Genomic DNA, 17,366 nt, shown 5'->3' on the forward strand with positions numbered 1-17,366 from the left:
ATTCCTATATATTTAACACTACATTAGTTGCAATAGCTATTTGATATAAAATTTGTGTTAACATGCTAAAGATTTGTAAATTTTGACTATCTACTTTTGGTAAAACTAAAATAGAATCTCCTGCTTTGATATCTGCTGAGCTTCTACCACTGTATTTAGTTGCTTTACCATTAGCATTGATTACTAAAACTCTTGATATATCTGCTCTATCACTAAAACCACCTGCTAGGTTAATATAATATCTTAATTTTTCTTTGTCCATATATACAAATGCACCCGGTATAGAAACTTCACCTTGAACTAAAACAAGATTATTTTTACTAGGCACATTCACTATATCGCCTTCTTCTAATACTATAGAATTATACGCTTTGATATTGTCTATAACGATTTGTCCTTTTGGTTGGGCTTGCTTTGCACGTGCAATAAATTCTAAAATCGTCTTAGCTTGAGTAGCTCTAATGCTAGCTTGCTCAGCATTAACCGAAGAGCTTGTTAGAGCTAGTGTTTCAAGCTCTTTAAGTTGGGCTTCAATAAGTTGTTTTTGGGTAGCTGCCACACTTTTTCTAAAAACCTGTAAAGCGTTAATGTTTGATTGATCATTAACTATAATCATTTTAGCAAGTTCAGCTAAAGTTGTGCCTTTTTTTATCACTACTGAATGCAAACCGCTATGCTCACCTTCTATGCTAATACTAATATTTTGCGCAGTATAATCAGGTCTAAATTCTATCTCATCACCATTATATAATTTCACACCTAAAAACTGCTTTTTGCTGTAAGCATCTACATGCAATTTATGATCATCTCTATAGCTTTTTACCACAGCATTAGTTACTATAGGTTTAGCTCCTGCAACTTTAGCTATATCTTCTAAATTTAAAATATCATTACTTAGTTCAAATCTAAAAGGCTTTTGCACATCTCCTTCTACAAAAACATACTTTTGCACACTACCCACTAAGATCACATCACCCATTCTAAAAGGAAAAAGATCAAGCTGACCTTTAAGTAAAAAGTCATATAAATCTATCTTTTTAATGACTTTATTATCTCTTAAAATTTGAATATCTCTAAAACTACCATATTCTAAATTAATACCACTAGCTTTATCTAAATACTGTATAATAGAATCTGAACTTAGTCCTTGATAAAGACCTGGTTGATTTACACTTCCTGTAACAAATACCGATACATTTTGATAAATATCCATATCTGCATATACATAGACATTACTTTTATAAATTTTATTAATAGCTTTTGTAATAACTTGAACTAAAGCACTATTTTTCACACCTAAAAGATTAATAGCTCCTACTTTTGGTATGAAAATATTTCCTTGAGAGTCTACTATTAAGGTTTGTATAAACTCTACTGCGCCCCAAATTTTTACATTAATCCTATCTCCAACTGCTAATTTATAGTCAGGATTATAAACATGTTGAGTAAATTTAGTAAAGTTTCCATTAAACAAATGTGCACCAAAAACTTTAGTTATCGGAGCTTGAGTTTGGTTAAAATCACTTTGATTGTTATCATAATTTATAATTTGTGGCTCTAAAGATGGAGTTAATGACTGATTTTGAATTTTTGCAATTTGAGAAACATCTACTGCTGAAAATAAAAACAAAGGTAAAAGTAAAAATAAAAATATCTTTCTCATTAGTATCTATGCTCCTCTATAATCATTTTAATAAATTTAACAATTCCATAAATCAAAGATAAAATCATAAAAGCTGTGAGTATATTATACAAAGCTTCTGGATATTTAGCACTTTGAGGTAAACTTGGACTTTGCACTATAACTACTTGTTTTATCTTTCTTAAAGCTTCTATCCTAGCACTCTCATAAGCTTTTAATGCAGCTGTGTAAGCACTTTCTGCAAAACCTGCCTCTATGGTTAGATCTTGAAATTTAGCTGCAAGATCGTTGAGTTTTTGAGAAGATTTTGGCGATGAAACTTTGGATTTTTCTTTTTGAAGTTGTTTTTTTAAGGCTGTGATTTCACTTTTTATAGTAACAATTTGTGGTGCATTATCATTTATATAACTTTGCATCATTAAAAGCTCAGCTTCTTTGGCTGCTATTTTTGATTCAAGTTCAGCTATGAGTTTTAAGGTCCCTTCTGCTTGTTTGAGTGGATCAAATACTCCATATTTGTTTTGAAAAGCTAAAAGCTCATCTTTAGCCTTTTGATATCTTTTTTTAAACTGCAAAAGTTCTTCTTCAGCAAATTGCATTTGATCTCTTGCGGCTTTGTGTGAAATTTCATTGATAAATTTTTCACTTTCTTTAACTATAGTTGAAGCTATCAAATGTGCACTTTGTGGATCAAAACCTTCAACTTCTACACGCAAAAGCCCATTAGCTGAGTTTTCTTGAGTAATTTTAACACGGTTTTGATAATACTTTAAAAACTCTTCCTGATTGGCTGATGAGGAAATACTATAAAAAAAATCAAGTTTTTGTTTTTGATATAACTCACGAATTTGAACTTTTTCTTCTAAGATATTTAACATATCTAAAGAATGAATATAAGATTTTAAATAATTAATATCCTCACTTGAAAAAGAATTATTAGTCAAAAATGCGGCAATTCCAGTAATAGCTCCGCTATCTCCTGTGGTTGATTTCACACTTAAAACACTTTCACTCACATAGCGATTTGCTGCTATAAAAATATAATAAAATACAACAAATGCTGTCAAAATCAATACTATTTTAAAAGAATTAAATATTTCTAAATTTTTAAGTTTTTTTAATAACTCATTTTGCATTTATTTTTCCTTGATACACCGCTATACCCTCATCTACATCATCATATATAGTAGCTTGTCCATCTTGCATGAATATAATTTTATCACACCATTGTTTAATTTCAGCTACATTATGCGAAACCATGATAACTTTTGACTGGCTTAGCTTTTCTTTATAGATTTTAGAGCTTTTTTCTCTAAATTTAGGATCTCCCACAGCACCTGCTTCGTCAATTAAATAATAATCAAAATCAAAAGCCATACTTAAGCCAAAAGATATTCTAGCGCTCATACCAGCTGAGTAAGTATTCATAGGCTCATCGAAAAATTTTCCAAGCTCAGCAAAATCTTCAACAAATTTAATCTTTTCTTCTAAAGCCTTTCCTTTATAACCATATACTCTAGCTACAAAGCGTGCATTATCTCTTGCTGAAAGTCTATGTTGAAACGCACCTGCTAAGCCTAGAGGCCAAGATAGTTTTTTATTAGTTATAATCTTACCTCTATCAGGAAGCAAGGAGCCGCTTAAAAGTTTCATTAAGGTTGATTTTCCGGCACCATTGCGCCCCATTAAACCTATACTGCAATTTTCAGGGAATTCAAAACTTAAGTTTTTAAAAACATAATGCCTTCCACCATTGCGTAAAGGAAAAGATTTTGTTAAATTAACTAATTTTATCATCGCACCGCTATCAGCTTTTCTCTAGTAAAATAATAAAAAAACAATCCCAAAAACAAAATCACACTCAAACATGTAATAGGATAATAGTAATTATAATCATCAAGTAATGGGTAATTTTGAAAAAAATTATATTTTAAAAGTTCCATAATATGTAAAAGTGGATTATAATATAAAATATCCAAAATAGGTTTTGGAACTATCCATATAGGAAATACCACCAAAGCTGTCCAGTATAAAACTATATTTAAATAATTTAATGCCATTTTTAAAGGCTCTGCAAAATGCCCTGCTATAGCAAAACACATTCCCATAGCAAAGCCAAATACCACAAGCAAAAAAAGCGAAAACATCACTTCTAAAAAATGCTTAGGTATAACTTGCATATGCAAAAACCAACCTGCTAAAAACATTACACAAATAAAAATAGTAAAATAAATACAAAACTCAAGCAATGCTCTTGCGATAAAAACATGTATAGGGCGAATAGGCTTATAAGCAAAAAGAGTTAAATTTGATCCTATACCATTTAAAAGCTGAGTAATAATACTTCTAAACATAAAAAAAGGTATAATTCCTACTGCTAAAAACAAAAAGATAGAAACACCTTCAGGCATGATTTGATGATGAAACTCTCTAATAAGTGTAATTATAGAAGTAATCACTAAAATTACCATCATAGGTTCTCCGATTACCCAAAAATAGCCCAAATATTTATTAATACCAAATCTTGTCTTTAACTCTCTAAAAAAAAGAGCATGTATGACATTAAACATATTTTTAGCAAACCTTTTTAAATTTTCAAAATTTTTATATTATACTTTTTTATCTTATATAATATTTAACAAGGTTTAAAAATGAAAAGAAATTTTTTTGAGGAATTAGAAAAAATTTTATATCATAAAGATATTTTCAAAAAGATTGAATTATTTAATGAGTTTTATGAAAATTTTAAAGCTAATTTATATGATTTTAATCATTCCCATGAAGCGATCATTTGTGAAAACTCACAAGTTAAAATCCTTCATCCTATGAAAATAAGGCGTCCAAAAGAAGCAAATAGTACTTTATCTTTAGCTAAAATATTACATTCAGTTGCACATATAGAATATAGTGCTATAAATTTGGCCTTAGATGCTAGTTATAGATTTAAAAATTTGCCATTGAAATTTTATCAAGATTGGCTTGAGGTAACTGATGAGGAAATTAAGCATTTTTTACTTTTAGAAAAAACTTTAAATGAACTTGGTTTTAAATATGGAGATTTCTATGCCCATGATAATCTTGAAAAAGCCTTATTTTTAACCAAAGATAATCTTGCTCACAGAATGGGCATAGTGCATAGAGGACTTGAAGCAAAAGGACTTGATGCCAATCCTTTTGTCTTAGAAAAATTAAACACAACTAATCATCCTATAAAAAGTTTATTTGGTGAAATTTTTACCATTATATTAAATGATGAGATTAAACATGTAAATAAAGGAGATTTTTGGTGGAATTATGCAAAAAATGAAAATGATGATTACCTTGATCTTTGCGCCAAATATAAAGAATTTAATCTTTTAGGAAAAGTATATAACAAAACAGCTAGAATTCAAGCAGGATTTAATGAAAGCGAACTTCAAGAACTAGATGATTTTTATAATAGAAAATAAAGATGGTGGTTAGAGGCAGAATCGAACTGCCGACACGCAGATTTTCAGTCTGCTGCTCTACCGACTGAGCTATCCAACCACTGAATTGAAGTTGTAATTATACAATAGTTTTTTTAAAAAAAGTTGAAATTTGCATAAAAATGCAAATTATTCAGAAAAAGCTCCAAATTTAAAGATTTTTTGCATTCTTAATGCAGCTAATTCGCGTTTATCGTATTGTTCTAATTCTTCTATAGCTTTTAAGACATAATCACTTAAATTTTTAATCGCATTTTCTTTATCTCTATGAGCTCCACTCATTGGCTCTTCGATAACATCATCAATCAAACCTTGGGCTTTTAAATCATCAGCAGTTACTTTCATCGCCTTAGTAGCAGCTTCGCTTTTTGATGGATCATTCCATAAAATAGCAGCACAACCCTCAGGTGAAATCACAGAAAAAACTGAATTTTTCATCATAGCAAGTTTATCAGCTACTCCTATAGCTAAAGCACCACCACTTCCACCTTCGCCTATAACTACTGCTATAGTGATTGTTTTAAGGGCGCTTAACTCATATAAATTTCTAGCTATAGCCTCACTTTGACCACGCTCTTCAGCACCCACTCCTGGGTAAGCACCTGGAGTATCCACTAAAAACAATACCGGTATGTCAAATTTTTCAGCCATTTTTGCCACTCTTAGAGCTTTTCTATAACCTTCAGGATGAGGCATACCAAAATTTCTATGAAGCTTATCTTTAGTACCTCTACCTTTTTGCTCACCTATAACAATAATTTTTTTCCCACCTATATAACCTGCATAACACACAATAGCAGGATCATCTCTAAAAGCACGATCGCCATGAATTTCATAAGCGTCACTTAGTATAGCTTGAATATAATCAAGCGCATAAGGACGATCAGGATGTCTTGCAAGCTGTAAGCGTTGGTAATCGCTTAAATTTTTATAAACTTTTTGAGTTTCTTTTTCAAGGTTTTTTTCTAAAATTTTTACTGCTTCATCATCGCCTTTGATTTTAGCATTTGCTAAATCCTCATCAATTTGCTGAATATTTTTTTCAAAATCTAAATAAGAAGCCATATTAATCTACTTTTTTGAAGATCACACAACCATTTGTTCCACCAAAACCAAAAGAATTGCTCATTACTACATTAACTTCGTTTTTTCTTGCAGTATTTGGTATATAGTCAAGATCACAATTTTCATCTGCTACGATTTGATTGATAGTTGGCGGTAATACACCTTGATCAAGCGCCATTAAAGAAATAACAGCTTCAATAGCACCAGCAGCACCCAAACAATGGCCTGTTTGACCTTTTGTAGAACTAACTAAAGGAATTTGATCTTTGAAAAGTTCTTTAATAGCTGCTGTTTCATTTTTATCATTTACTGGAGTAGAAGTTCCGTGTGCATTAATATAATCTACTTTTGGATTTCCTGCCATTTTTAAGGCTTTTTTCATAGCACGCAATGGCCCTTCTAAAGTAGGTGAAGTGATATGATGTGCATCTGCACTTTCGCCAAAACCTACCAACTCAGCATAAATTTTAGCTCCACGCTTTTTAGCAGCCTCATACTCTTCAAACACTAAAGCACCAGCACCCTCACCCATTACAAAACCATCTCTTTCTTTATCAAATGGTCTTGAAGCCTTAGCTGGATCATCATTTCTAGTAGAAAGAGCTTTCATAGCAGCAAAGCCACCTATACCTACAGCACAAATAGCTGCTTCAGCACCTACTACAAGCATTTTATCTGCATTGCCTAAAGCTATGCTTTTATATGCTTCGCCTATAGCATGAGTTCCTGCTGCACAAGCAGTCACGCATGAGATATTTGGTCCTTGTAATCCATGCTCGATTGATACAATCCCACCAAGCATATTAACCAAAGCTGATGGTATGAAAAAAGGAGTTATTTTGCGTGGTCCACGCTGTGCGCAAGTAACGGAATTTTTTTCTATATTTGGTAAACCACCTATACCAGCTGCTGAAACTACACCAAATTCTTCTTTGTTTAAAGTTTCATCAAATTTAGCATCTTCCATAGCTTCTCTTGCTGCTTTAATACCAAGTTGTATAAAACGATCTATTTTTTTAACCTCTTTAGCATCACAGACACTTAAAGGATCAAAATTTTTTACTTCAGCAGCAATTTGCACTGGAAAATCAGTGGTATCAAAAAGAGTGATTTTATCAACGCCACTTTTACCATCACAAATTGCTTTAAATGAGCTATCTTTGTCTAAACCAAGGGCATTGATCATTCCTATACCTGTTACTACAACGCGTTTCAAACCGCACTCCTTATTAAAAATTAAAATTATTTTTGAAGATTTTCTATATAATTAACAACATCTTCGATTTTTACTAGTTTTTCAGCATCACTGTCTGGAATTTCTACATCAAATTTTTCTTCTAAAGCCATAACTAATTCAACAACATCTAAAGAATCTGCACCTAAATCTTCAATGATTTTAGATTCCATTTTAACTGCATCTTCATCAACACTAAGTTGCTCAACAACTACTTTTTTTACATCATCAAAAATTGCCATTTTTATCTCCTAGTTTAAAAAATTAAACAACATTTTACAATAAAAAAATAAATTTCTTGTTTAAAAAGTTAAAAATTAAAGATTATTACGAAAAATTTAATTATCTGTGTTTAAATAAAAGCTTAAATTTTAGCAAAGGAAATTTATGCTTTTAGATAAACTTATAAAAGAAAATAAAAAAACTTGGGATCAATACATCTATCATGAATTTGTAAAAAAACTTCAAAATGGCACTTTAGAAAAAGATACATTTTTGTTTTATCTTAAACAAGATTATATCTTTTTAAATAATTATGCAAAATGCTATGCTTTGCTTGCTTTAAATGCAAATAATGCTCAAGAAATTCAATTTGCTATTAAAAATCAAAACTACACTTTAGAAGGAGAATTAGAGCTTCATAGAAGTATTTTAAAGCTAGGTATTGATGTAGAAAAACTAGACTATAAAGATGAAAGTTTAACCAATATTGCTTATACAAGGTACTTACTAAGTGTGGGACAAAATGGAGATTATTTAGATATGCTATGTGCTTTGAGTGCTTGTGCTATAGGCTATGCATATATAGGAGAAGAAATTTATAAAGGACTTGATAAACAAAGCTTAGAAAATCATCCTTACAAAGAGTGGATTTTAACCTATGCGGGAAAAGAATTTCAAGATGAAATTAAAGAATTTAAAGATTTTTTTAATTCTTATGCAAATAGCATTAGCGAAGAAAAATTTAAAAAATTAAACGAAATTTTTTATACTACTATAAGACTTGAAACGGCCTTTTGGCAACACTCTTTAGAGCAAAAAATGGAAATTTAATCATCATAAAGATGATTAAATTATCAATTTAGCAATATTAATCCCAAAAAAAGCGATCAAATACGCACATAAAGATGTGAATATAAAAAGATACCATACATACTTTTTATTTCCTGCTTCTTTAGCAAAAACTATAGTTGCTGCAAAACAAGGATTATAAATCATAACAAAAAGTATAAAAGCTACTGCTGTGCTAAAAGGGATGTTTTCTTTTATAGCCTCTTGTAAATTTAAACTTGTCTCATCAACTTCATCGCCTAAAGAATAAAGCACGCCCATAGTAGAAATCATCACTTCTTTAGCCGCTAAACCACTTACCAAAGATACACTAAGTTTCCAATCAAAGCCAAGTGGTGCAAAAATAGGCTCTATTGCTTTGCCAAATTGTCCAAGATAACTATTTTCTATCTGAAGCTCTTGAGTTAAAGCATCTTGAGTATTATTTTCTTGTGCAGGAAAATTACTCGCAAACCAAATAAGTAAAGAAGCTATCAAAATAAATGTTCCTGCTTTTTTTAAATACATTTTGGCTTTGTTAAACACCATAAACCATACCAAATTCCAATTTGGCATTCTATATTTTGGCATTTCCATTACAAAGGGTTCATCTTGTCCTTTAAAAGCACTCATTCTTAAAATTTTAGCTGCAATCAAACCCAAAAACGCACCCAAAAGATAAATCCCAAAAAGATAATTTCCTGCCACATCAGCAGGAAAAAACACTCCAACAAAAAGCACATATACAGGAAGCCTTGCACCACAACTCATAAAATTAATAATAAAAAGAGTTAATAATCTATCTTTTTTATTTTTTAAAGTTCTTGTAGCCATAAATGCAGGTACTGAGCAACCAAAACCCGTGATTAAAGGGATGAAACTTTTACCATGCAAGCCAAATTTATATAAAATTCCATCTAATAAAAATGCAACCCTAGCCATATATCCAGTTGTTTCAAGCAAGGCTATACCAAAAAATAAAATCATAATATTTGGTAAAAAAGTTATAACTGCACCAACCCCACCTAAAACACCATCAGCTAAGGCTGAAGCGATAAATTCATTGCTAATATTATTTTTTACCATATCACCTAAATTAGCAAAAAACATTTCTATATAATCCATAGGGATTTGACCTAAAGTAAAGGTTAGTTGAAATAAAGCCCACATAAAAAACAAAAATATAGGAATTCCTAAAAATTTATTAATTAAAATAGAATCTATTTCTTTGGTATGATTTTTATACTTAACACTCTTGCTTAAAACCTTAACACATATACCATTTGCAAAAGCAATTAGCTCTTCTTTAAAAATACTTTCCATATCTTTGCTATGATATGCCATATAAATTTTTTCTAAAGCTTCATCAAGTATTTTTCTCAAAGCGTGCGAAATGACTATATTGGCTTCATTTTTAAGTAAAGCAAGTGCCAAATCTTTTGTAGAAAAATCTAAATAAGTAATTTCATTTTGATTTAAAAATTCACTTATTTTTGCAAGTTCTTCTTCTATGATATCGCTATAAACACGCTCTTTAGCTTCAAATTTAGCTTCATGGGTTGAAATGATTAAATCCAAAAGTGCATTTAGATTTTCTTTAGTTTTAGCGCACACGCCAAGACAAGGTGTATTTAGAAGTTGGGATAAAATTTTAAAATCTATACTAAAACCTTCATTTTTAGCTTCATCTTGCATATTTAAAGCCATAATCATTTTGATTTTAGCTTCTATTAAAGATGCACTCAAAATCAAATTACGCTCTAAATTTGTAGAATCAAGCACATTTACTACAAGATCAAATTTACCCTTTTTTAAAAAATCTTTTGTAATTTTTTCTTCTTCGCTATAACCATCTAATGCATAAGTTCCTGGTAAATCTATAAATTTAAACTCATAATTTTTATAAATTAATCTAGCCTCAGCCTTTTCAACCGTAACACCGCTAAAATTTCCAACTTTCATATTAGCTTTACAAAGTGCGTTAATTAATAAACTTTTACCAACATTTGGCTGACCTACTAAAGCAACGATGATTTCTTTCATTAAAACTCTTTTGAAATTTGTATTATTTTTGCTTCACTTGAGCGTAAAATCACGCAAGTTGTATCAAGTTCTACCATAATAGTAGAATTTGCTATAGAAGAGCGAATTTTTTTAACTTTTTTGTTTTTTGCAAAACCAAAACTAAAAAGTCTTGCTTGGAGTTGTTTATCTGCTTCAAAGCCTACTATAAAGGCTTCTTCATTGTCTTTTAATGTATCTAAAGTCATGTTTTTCCTTACAAAAACTAAGATAAGACATTATATAAAAAATTCAATTATTTATTTTTTAAAATAATAAGCAATCTCAAAAAATGAGATTGCTAGAAATCAAAATCATTTAGATTTTCTAAATTTTGAAGCTTTTTGACTAATTCCTCAGCCTTTTCTAAAGAAAGTGCTATGCTAGCATTAGAAAGAAATTTATCTTTTAATTCATCAAAACTTAAAGGATTATCAAAATTTCCTTTATTTATAAACACATCTTTTTTAATTACTCTTCCATCATTTAAAACAGCTTCTAAATGTCCTGGAAAGTATTTAGGGAAACCGCTAGATTTTTTCTTCTCATAGCTAATTTTTTTAGCAAATTCTATTAGTTCAGCTCTATTTAAATTTTCATAAGATTTTAAAGTAATTTTGCCATCAAAAAACGCTAAAGCCATTAAAAAAGGCATGGAAAATTTGGCCGCATAAGCACTTTGTGGAGTGTATTTTGCTTCTATTGGATCACAAATAAATGAAATTGGCACTTCATCTACAAAGCAATGCAAACTTTTGATATCTTGTGCTTTTAAGCCATCATTTCTTAAACTCATAGCACAATCAATAAGCCCATGTGCAAAATGACAACTTGGATAAGGTTTTAACGAAACTTGCATTACTTGCCAAATTTCATTCAAACCCTTACAAAGTTCATTTTTATCACATTTATCTTCTAAGCCAAAAGTTCTAAAGATATTATCCCTTCCTTCAAATATACTCAAAGGACCACTCATATTAGCTTTTGCGAAATTTGCTACCAAAATTCCATTTTTCAAAGCATTAGCTATGTGTAAAACTTTAGAATTAGAACCATTAGATAAAAACTCATTTACCCCACTTGCAAAACTTCCTGCTAAACCTAATGCATTGATGATTTGATCTTTGTTTAAATCAAGTAAAACACAACTTGCAGCCACACTACCAAAAATTCCTGCTATAGCTGTAGTATGAAAGCCACATTTGTGGAAACTTCCTTTACTTGCTATACCCACTCTAGCAGCAATTTCCCAACCAACAATAAAGGCTTTTAAGACTTTCTTTCCATCCTTACTTACACTAAATCCATAAGTTAAACAAAGCGGGGTTAAAATAGCACTAGCGTGCAAAATAGCTTCAGTATGAGTATCATCAAAATCAAGGGCATGCGCTGCAATAGCATTTACCATCGCAGCATAAATTACATCAAGCTTTTTATCCCCACTCCAAATTTTTTCACTAGGATTTACGCTTAAAGCTTCAAAAGCCTTAGTTGCATTTAAAACACAAGCTTCATTTTTAGCAGCTAGGGCTGTTCCTAGTGCATCAAGCATAAGCTCTTTTGCTCTTTGTTTTACTTCACTAGGAATAGCTTCATAATCTAAATTTACGATAAATTCGGCTAGTTTTTCACTTAAATACATTTTTTCCTACTTTAGAATTTGTGCATTAGCGATTTTTTCTAAGAACTCATCAACTAATTTTGGTGCATAACCTACATAAGTTGTAGCATCCATTAAAACATCAATGTCTTTTTCACTTAAAACCTTACTTACACGCTCATCTTCAAGTAAAACAACTTTAAAAGTTTTATGATTTTCTATGCCTCTCATAGCATTTTCATAAACAATTTCATGTGCATGTTGCTTACCATAATGATCACTCAAAGCAAACATTACACGTTCTGCTAACACAAAGCCATTAAGCGTATCAAGATTTTTTAACATTTTGTCTTTTTTAACTTCTAAATCATCAAAGACAAATTTCATATTTGCTAATACCACTGAAAGCATTAAAAATGCTTCTGGCAAAAGCTTCCATTCCATTTTCCAAACTTGACCATCTCTTTCATGCTCATGTCTTTCTATATCGCTTAAAATTGCAATATTAGCTCTTAGGGCATTACTTACAGTCACTGCGTTTTCACTTACTGCGGGATTTCTTTTATGAGGCATAGTAGAACTTCCTACTTGACCTTTTCCAAAAGGCTCAGCAATTTCATCGATTTCATTATGAGCTAAGATTAAAAGTTGATGTGCAATTTTGTTAAAGGTTGCGTTGATATTACCTAAAACATAACCAAGCTCAATAAAACGATCTCTTGCTGGTTGCCATGAGATGTCAGGAACCTCTAAACCTAAACTTTCTAAAGTAAGTTTTTCTACTTCATTAGCCTTGTCACTTAAGCTTGCTTTAGTTCCCACTGCACCTACGATTAATCCTACATATAATCTTTTTTCAAGTTCGATAATTCTTTCATAGTGACGATTAAGCTCACTTAGCCAAATTGCAACTTTGTGTCCAAAAGTTATAGGTAAAGCTTGTAAAGCTAAAGTTCTTCCCATCATTGCAGTGTTCTTATGCTCTTTTGCGATTTTTGCTAAATTTTTAGCTATATCTTTTAAATCTTGTTTGATTAAAGCCATTGCTTCTTTAAATTGTAAAACTATGCCTGTGTCAATGATATCTTGTGTTGTTACACCAAAATGCACATATTCGCCAAGACCATTTTCACAAGCTTTTTCCAAACCTCTAACAGTAGGCACTAAAGGGTGTTTAGTCTTTTTAAACTCAGCAAAAATAAAATCCATATCCATAAATTTATAATGAGCCTTTTTAGCTATTTCTATAGCTGCTTCATTAGGGATAATACCAAGTTTTGCTTGAGCTTTTGCCAGGGCAGCTTCTACATCAAGCCATTTTTGAATTCTATTTTCTTCACTAAAAATAGCTCTCATTGCAGAGGTGCTCCAAGAATCTTGAAGCAACCTCATATCAAATACACTCACACCCATGTTTTATCCTTTAAAATTTATTTTTTCAAATGCTTGTTTTAAATCAGCAATCAAATCCTTACTATCTTCAAGACCTATATGAAATCTCACAAAAGGACCTCTAGCGCTCCAATCTGTTGCCGTTCTTGGCGGAGTAGTAACAGTAGCTAAACTCTCATATCCACCCCAACTTGCACCGATTGAAAAATACTCTAAATTATCTACAAACAAAATAGCTTGTTCTTTAGAAATGCCATCTGCAAATTCAATCGTTACCATACCATTAGCACCTTTATGATCGCGCATAAAAACTTCATAGTTTGGATGAGTTTTTAATTTTGGATAAAAAATTGTTTTAACTTCTTTTCTACTTTGTAAAAACTCTACCACCTCATCTGCACTTTTTTCATGTGCTTTCATTCTTATATCTAAAGTTCTCATACCACGAAGCACTAAATAAGCATCATCAGGACTTGTAGTAAATCCTAAAGCTTCTGGCAATTTGTCAAAATTTTTCCATTCTTTTTCATTAATCACTACTATACCCATAGTAACATCTGAATGCCCACTTAAGTACTTAGTCGCCGCAATTACTGAAATATCTGCTCCAAGCTCAAGCGGATTTAAAAAATACCCGCTTGAATAAGTATTATCAATCGCTACTGGTATGTTATGTTTGTGCGCAATTTCGCAAAGTTTTGGTAAGTCTATGATTTCATAAAGTATAGAACCTGGACTTTCACAAAGGATTAATTTTGTGTTTGGTTTGATTTTTTCCTCTACATCAGAAGCATCAGCTTTTAGAAAGTCAATTTCTACGCCCATTTTAGTTAAAAATAAATCACAAATTGTTCTAACAGGTCCATAAATAGCATCAGTGATTAAAAAATGAGCATCTTTACTAGCATAATTTAAAAGCACCATAGCTAATGCTGCAAGCCCTGTTGGGAAAAGTTGCGCCCTATAACCACCCTCAAGCTCACAAATAAGTTTTTCAAGTTCAAAATTTGTAGCTGTTCCTCTAGCACCATAACTTAAAACACGCTCATTTTTTCTTAGCTCGCGGTATTTTTGCCAAGTAGCATGATCTTTAAAAAGTATGGTTGATGCACGCATTAAGGTTGGATTAACTGATCTTGCTTCAGCGCTTTGATCGCCTCTTCCTAGGTGGATTAATTTAGTTTTATTATTCATTTTAAGTCCTTTTTTACAAATAAACATAAGTCATAATCACATTAACAATAGCAGCTACAAGCATAGGAATAGCTGTTCTTTTTACAACTTGCAATGGATTTACTTTAGCCATAGCTGAAATTGCCAAAATAGCTGGTGCAATAGGTGAAACACATCTACCAAAACCTGTCATGATTTGGATAGGTGCTATCATAGTTATAGTTTCAACTCCAAAAGATTTTGCTATATTTGGAATGAGTGGTGCAAAAGAAAAAAATGCTGCATTTCCTGAACCCATTAAAAATGCGCACACAGCAAGTAAAATAGAAACTGCTATGATGATAGCAAGCACTCCAAAACCTGCATCTTTTGCAAAATCTATTAAAGTATCTACAAAACCAACCGATAAAAGGCCACTTGCAAAAACTTGGCCACAAACGATCAAAGAAACTGTAATTACAAACAAATGTCCCATACCTTTGAAAAATACCATGATAGAATTTAAAGTATCAATTAAACTTTTATAACGAATGATTTCAAAAATAATTGCTATAAAAGTTGAAATCATCATAGCAACTGGCACATTCATTCTAATTGCAGTAGATGAAGCTGCTTTAACTTCTTCCATGGTAGTAAATCCCATTAACACCATAATGCTATCTAAAACACTACTAAAGCCCAAAATTAACACTAAAGGTATAATAGGTAAAATCGCATAAATTCTAGGTGGCTTTTTAAGCTCTTCACTTTTGCCATCATGTTCTGCTAATTCTTTTTCAACATCATCACGGTTAAATGCGAAATTTTCTTTTTTATCAAAATATTTTGAGCAAAAATAAATCGCAATACCCACTGCTATGATAATAGGCACAGTTGTAGGAAGCTGATAATGCACAAAATATACCGCAGGATCAATTTCAGCTGTTTTTGCAGCTAAAATTACATTACCACTTCCTGGGCCATGGTCAATGTATTGACAAATAGCAATAATCGAAAGCGCAGAAAGCTTAGAAACACCTGAGCGCACTAAAATAGGGTACATTGTAACCATAAGCAAAAGTGCTAAACCTGCATGTGAAGGTATAAAAAGCACTAAAAACTGGATCACAAAATATGAAACCAACAATAAAACATAAGGTGATTTCACAGCTTTTAAAGGTCTTTCAAATACTTTAAATAAAGCATAACTTGCACCTACATGATCCATATAAGCAGAAAATCCTGCTATACACATTAAAGTAAGTCCAAGACCTGCTAGAGTACTTGACATTTTAGTATTTACTACTTGGAAAATATCAAAAAGACCTAAATGTAAAGATTGTTTTTCACTAATGATAGGAGAAAGTCCAAAAATTCCTGCTAAAGCTAACAAGAATAAACCACTTAAAAGCAACGCCATGTGGGCGTTGATTTTTTTATAGAGCATAAAAACAAGTAAAAATACAGAACATCCTGCAAAAAATAAACCCAACATGCTCTATCCTTTATGAGCAATAACCTCTATCTCCACTTTTGCTCCTTTAGGAAGATCTTTTACCGCAAAAGCACTTCTTGCAGGATATGGAGCTGCGAAAAATTCAGAATAAACCTCATTGAAAGCCAAAAAATCATCAATATTTGCTAAAAAGCAAGTCGTTTTAACTACATTATTAAAATAAAGATTATTTTCTTCTAATATAGCCTTGATATTTAACAATGATTGTCTTGTTTGTTCTTTTACATCTTCACTTTCTATGTTTCCACTTTGTGGATTAATAGGAAGTTGTCCTGAAATAAATAACAAACCATTAGCTTCTCTATAAGCTGAATATGGTCCTATAGCCTTTGGATAATTTGCCATGTATACTCCTTGTGTTTAAATGAAATCATAATATAATATTATCATCATAATAATAAATTGTCAATATTTTTTTATCATAATAATAATTTTTTTTATTGTTGTAAATATTAACAACTTTGATGAAAATATTTTGTAAAATAACAAAAAACAACAAAAAGGTCTAGATCATGGATGAACAACAAAAAGAATTATTTATCAAACTCACTCAATTTTTAGGGCAAGTTCTTGGAGATCAGTATGAAATAGTTTTTCATGTGATTTCACCTGAGGGTTCATATATAGCAGCCATTGCAAATAATCATATTAGCGGAAGGACAATCAATTCTCCATTAACCTCTTTTGCGAGTGAGCTTGTACAAGAAAAAGAGTATTTAAATAAAGATTTTTTATGTGATTACAAAGCAAAGGTTGGAAAGTCTAAGATCGTTACCGGATCAACCTTTTTTATAAAAAACCAAAATAAAATTGTAGGAATTTTATGTATAAATCACGACACCACAGAACTTAGAAATGCTATTAGTAAAATCATAGAACTAGAAAAAATTAATGATTTTAGTGATTTATTAGATATTCACAATCAAAACAACGTAAATTTACACAATGTGAGTAATATAGAAACACTTAGTCATTCTATAGAAGATATTCTAGCTGAAAACATAGACTTAAAATATTTAAATTCAGGATATAGCTTAAGCACTGAACAAAAAGATGAGATTATTAAAAAGCTTCATTCAAAGGGAATTTTTAATATAAAAGGAAGTATACCTATAGTTGCTAAGTCACTTAATATATCAGAACCTAGCGTCTATAGATATTTGCAAAAATTTAAAAATAGCCTTTAA

Annotated in this window: 17 protein-coding genes and 1 tRNA gene; 3 read left to right on the plus strand and 15 right to left on the minus strand. The window is 31.0% G+C overall.

Features of this window, described 5'->3' with window-relative positions; all coding sequences use genetic code 11:
• Window positions 1–4 precede the first annotated feature (4 nt).
• The 4 genes from L8W56_RS03170 to L8W56_RS03185 are packed head-to-tail and all read right to left on the minus strand — an operon-like array spanning window position 5 to window position 4,212.
• On the minus strand, window positions 5–1,663 hold the full coding sequence (locus L8W56_RS03170; protein ID WP_263659411.1) for a polysaccharide biosynthesis/export family protein: 1,659 nt from the start codon (window positions 1,661–1,663) through the stop codon (window positions 5–7).
• Window positions 1,663–2,778, minus strand: coding sequence for a capsule biosynthesis protein (locus L8W56_RS03175; protein WP_263658648.1), 1,116 nt, complete (start codon window positions 2,776–2,778; stop codon window positions 1,663–1,665). Before L8W56_RS03175 ends, L8W56_RS03170 begins: the two co-directional genes overlap by 1 nt.
• Window positions 2,768–3,439: a capsular polysaccharide export system, ATP-binding protein gene (locus L8W56_RS03180; protein ID WP_039617525.1), complete on the minus strand. Its 672-nt coding sequence runs from the start codon at window positions 3,437–3,439 to the stop codon at window positions 2,768–2,770. Before L8W56_RS03180 ends, L8W56_RS03175 begins: the two co-directional genes overlap by 11 nt.
• On the minus strand, window positions 3,436–4,212 hold the full coding sequence (locus L8W56_RS03185) for an ABC transporter permease (protein ID WP_263659412.1): 777 nt from the start codon (window positions 4,210–4,212) through the stop codon (window positions 3,436–3,438). Before L8W56_RS03185 ends, L8W56_RS03180 begins: the two co-directional genes overlap by 4 nt.
• A gap of 81 nt (window positions 4,213–4,293) precedes the next feature.
• Between L8W56_RS03185 and L8W56_RS03190 the strand changes: the two genes are divergently transcribed.
• On the plus strand, window positions 4,294–5,091 hold the full coding sequence (locus L8W56_RS03190; RefSeq protein ID WP_263659413.1) for a ferritin-like domain-containing protein: 798 nt from the start codon (window positions 4,294–4,296) through the stop codon (window positions 5,089–5,091).
• Between the two features lie 3 nt (window positions 5,092–5,094).
• On the opposite strand, the gene L8W56_RS03195 is transcribed toward L8W56_RS03190, so the two are convergent.
• The 4 genes from L8W56_RS03195 to acpP all read right to left on the minus strand — a co-directional run bounded on the left by L8W56_RS03195 (window position 5,095) and on the right by acpP (window position 7,650).
• Window positions 5,095–5,170: transfer RNA gene (locus tag L8W56_RS03195), tRNA-Phe, on the minus strand.
• Between the two features lie 68 nt (window positions 5,171–5,238).
• Window positions 5,239–6,174: an acetyl-CoA carboxylase carboxyltransferase subunit alpha gene (locus tag L8W56_RS03200; protein WP_263659414.1), complete on the minus strand. Its 936-nt coding sequence runs from the start codon at window positions 6,172–6,174 to the stop codon at window positions 5,239–5,241.
• A gap of 1 nt (window position 6,175) precedes the next feature.
• Window positions 6,176–7,390, minus strand: coding sequence for a beta-ketoacyl-ACP synthase II (locus L8W56_RS03205; protein ID WP_263659415.1), 1,215 nt, complete (start codon window positions 7,388–7,390; stop codon window positions 6,176–6,178).
• A 26-nt stretch (window positions 7,391–7,416) separates the two neighbouring features.
• Window positions 7,417–7,650 (minus strand): acyl carrier protein, encoded by a 234-nt coding sequence (gene acpP / locus L8W56_RS03210; RefSeq protein ID WP_039617517.1) that lies wholly within the window; start codon window positions 7,648–7,650, stop codon window positions 7,417–7,419.
• Window positions 7,651–7,795: 145 nt separating this feature from the next.
• On the opposite strand from acpP, the gene tenA reads away from it, so the two are divergent.
• Window positions 7,796–8,461 carry a thiaminase II gene (gene tenA / locus L8W56_RS03215; RefSeq protein ID WP_263659416.1) on the plus strand — a complete coding sequence of 222 codons (666 nt, stop codon included), beginning with the start codon at window positions 7,796–7,798 and terminating at the stop codon, window positions 8,459–8,461.
• A 15-nt stretch (window positions 8,462–8,476) separates the two neighbouring features.
• Here tenA and feoB read toward each other — a convergent pair whose 3' ends face one another.
• From feoB to L8W56_RS03250, 7 genes are all read right to left on the minus strand, one after another.
• Entirely contained in the window at window positions 8,477–10,501 is a 2,025-nt protein-coding gene (feoB, locus tag L8W56_RS03220; protein ID WP_263659417.1) for a ferrous iron transport protein B, read from the minus strand.
• The gene (locus L8W56_RS03225) at window positions 10,501–10,728 is read right to left on the minus strand and encodes a FeoA family protein (RefSeq protein ID WP_039627920.1); all 228 of its coding nucleotides are present in this window, start codon (window positions 10,726–10,728) and stop codon (window positions 10,501–10,503) included. Before L8W56_RS03225 ends, feoB begins: the two co-directional genes overlap by 1 nt.
• A 92-nt stretch (window positions 10,729–10,820) precedes the next feature.
• Complete coding sequence (locus L8W56_RS03230) at window positions 10,821–12,161, minus strand: MmgE/PrpD family protein (RefSeq protein WP_263659418.1); 1,341 nt, start codon at window positions 12,159–12,161, stop codon at window positions 10,821–10,823.
• 6 nt (window positions 12,162–12,167) lie between these two features.
• Window positions 12,168–13,532: an adenylosuccinate lyase gene (purB, locus tag L8W56_RS03235; RefSeq protein WP_263659419.1), complete on the minus strand. Its 1,365-nt coding sequence runs from the start codon at window positions 13,530–13,532 to the stop codon at window positions 12,168–12,170.
• Between the two features lie 3 nt (window positions 13,533–13,535).
• A complete protein-coding gene (locus L8W56_RS03240) occupies window positions 13,536–14,705 on the minus strand; it encodes a trans-sulfuration enzyme family protein (protein ID WP_263659420.1) in 1,170 nt (389 codons plus the stop codon).
• Between the two features lie 13 nt (window positions 14,706–14,718).
• Complete coding sequence (gene dcuC, locus L8W56_RS03245) at window positions 14,719–16,158, minus strand: C4-dicarboxylate transporter DcuC (RefSeq protein WP_263659421.1); 1,440 nt, start codon at window positions 16,156–16,158, stop codon at window positions 14,719–14,721.
• Between the two features lie 3 nt (window positions 16,159–16,161).
• The gene (locus tag L8W56_RS03250) at window positions 16,162–16,524 is read right to left on the minus strand and encodes a Rid family detoxifying hydrolase (protein ID WP_044598311.1); all 363 of its coding nucleotides are present in this window, start codon (window positions 16,522–16,524) and stop codon (window positions 16,162–16,164) included.
• A 167-nt stretch (window positions 16,525–16,691) separates the two neighbouring features.
• On the opposite strand from L8W56_RS03250, the gene L8W56_RS03255 reads away from it, so the two are divergent.
• On the plus strand, window positions 16,692–17,366 hold the full coding sequence (locus L8W56_RS03255; protein WP_133319588.1) for a transcriptional regulator: 675 nt from the start codon (window positions 16,692–16,694) through the stop codon (window positions 17,364–17,366).

Origin of the sequence: Campylobacter sp. IFREMER_LSEM_CL1085 (assembly GCF_025772235.1) — a bacterium.
GTDB lineage: Bacteria > Campylobacterota > Campylobacteria > Campylobacterales > Campylobacteraceae > Campylobacter_D > Campylobacter_D lari_D.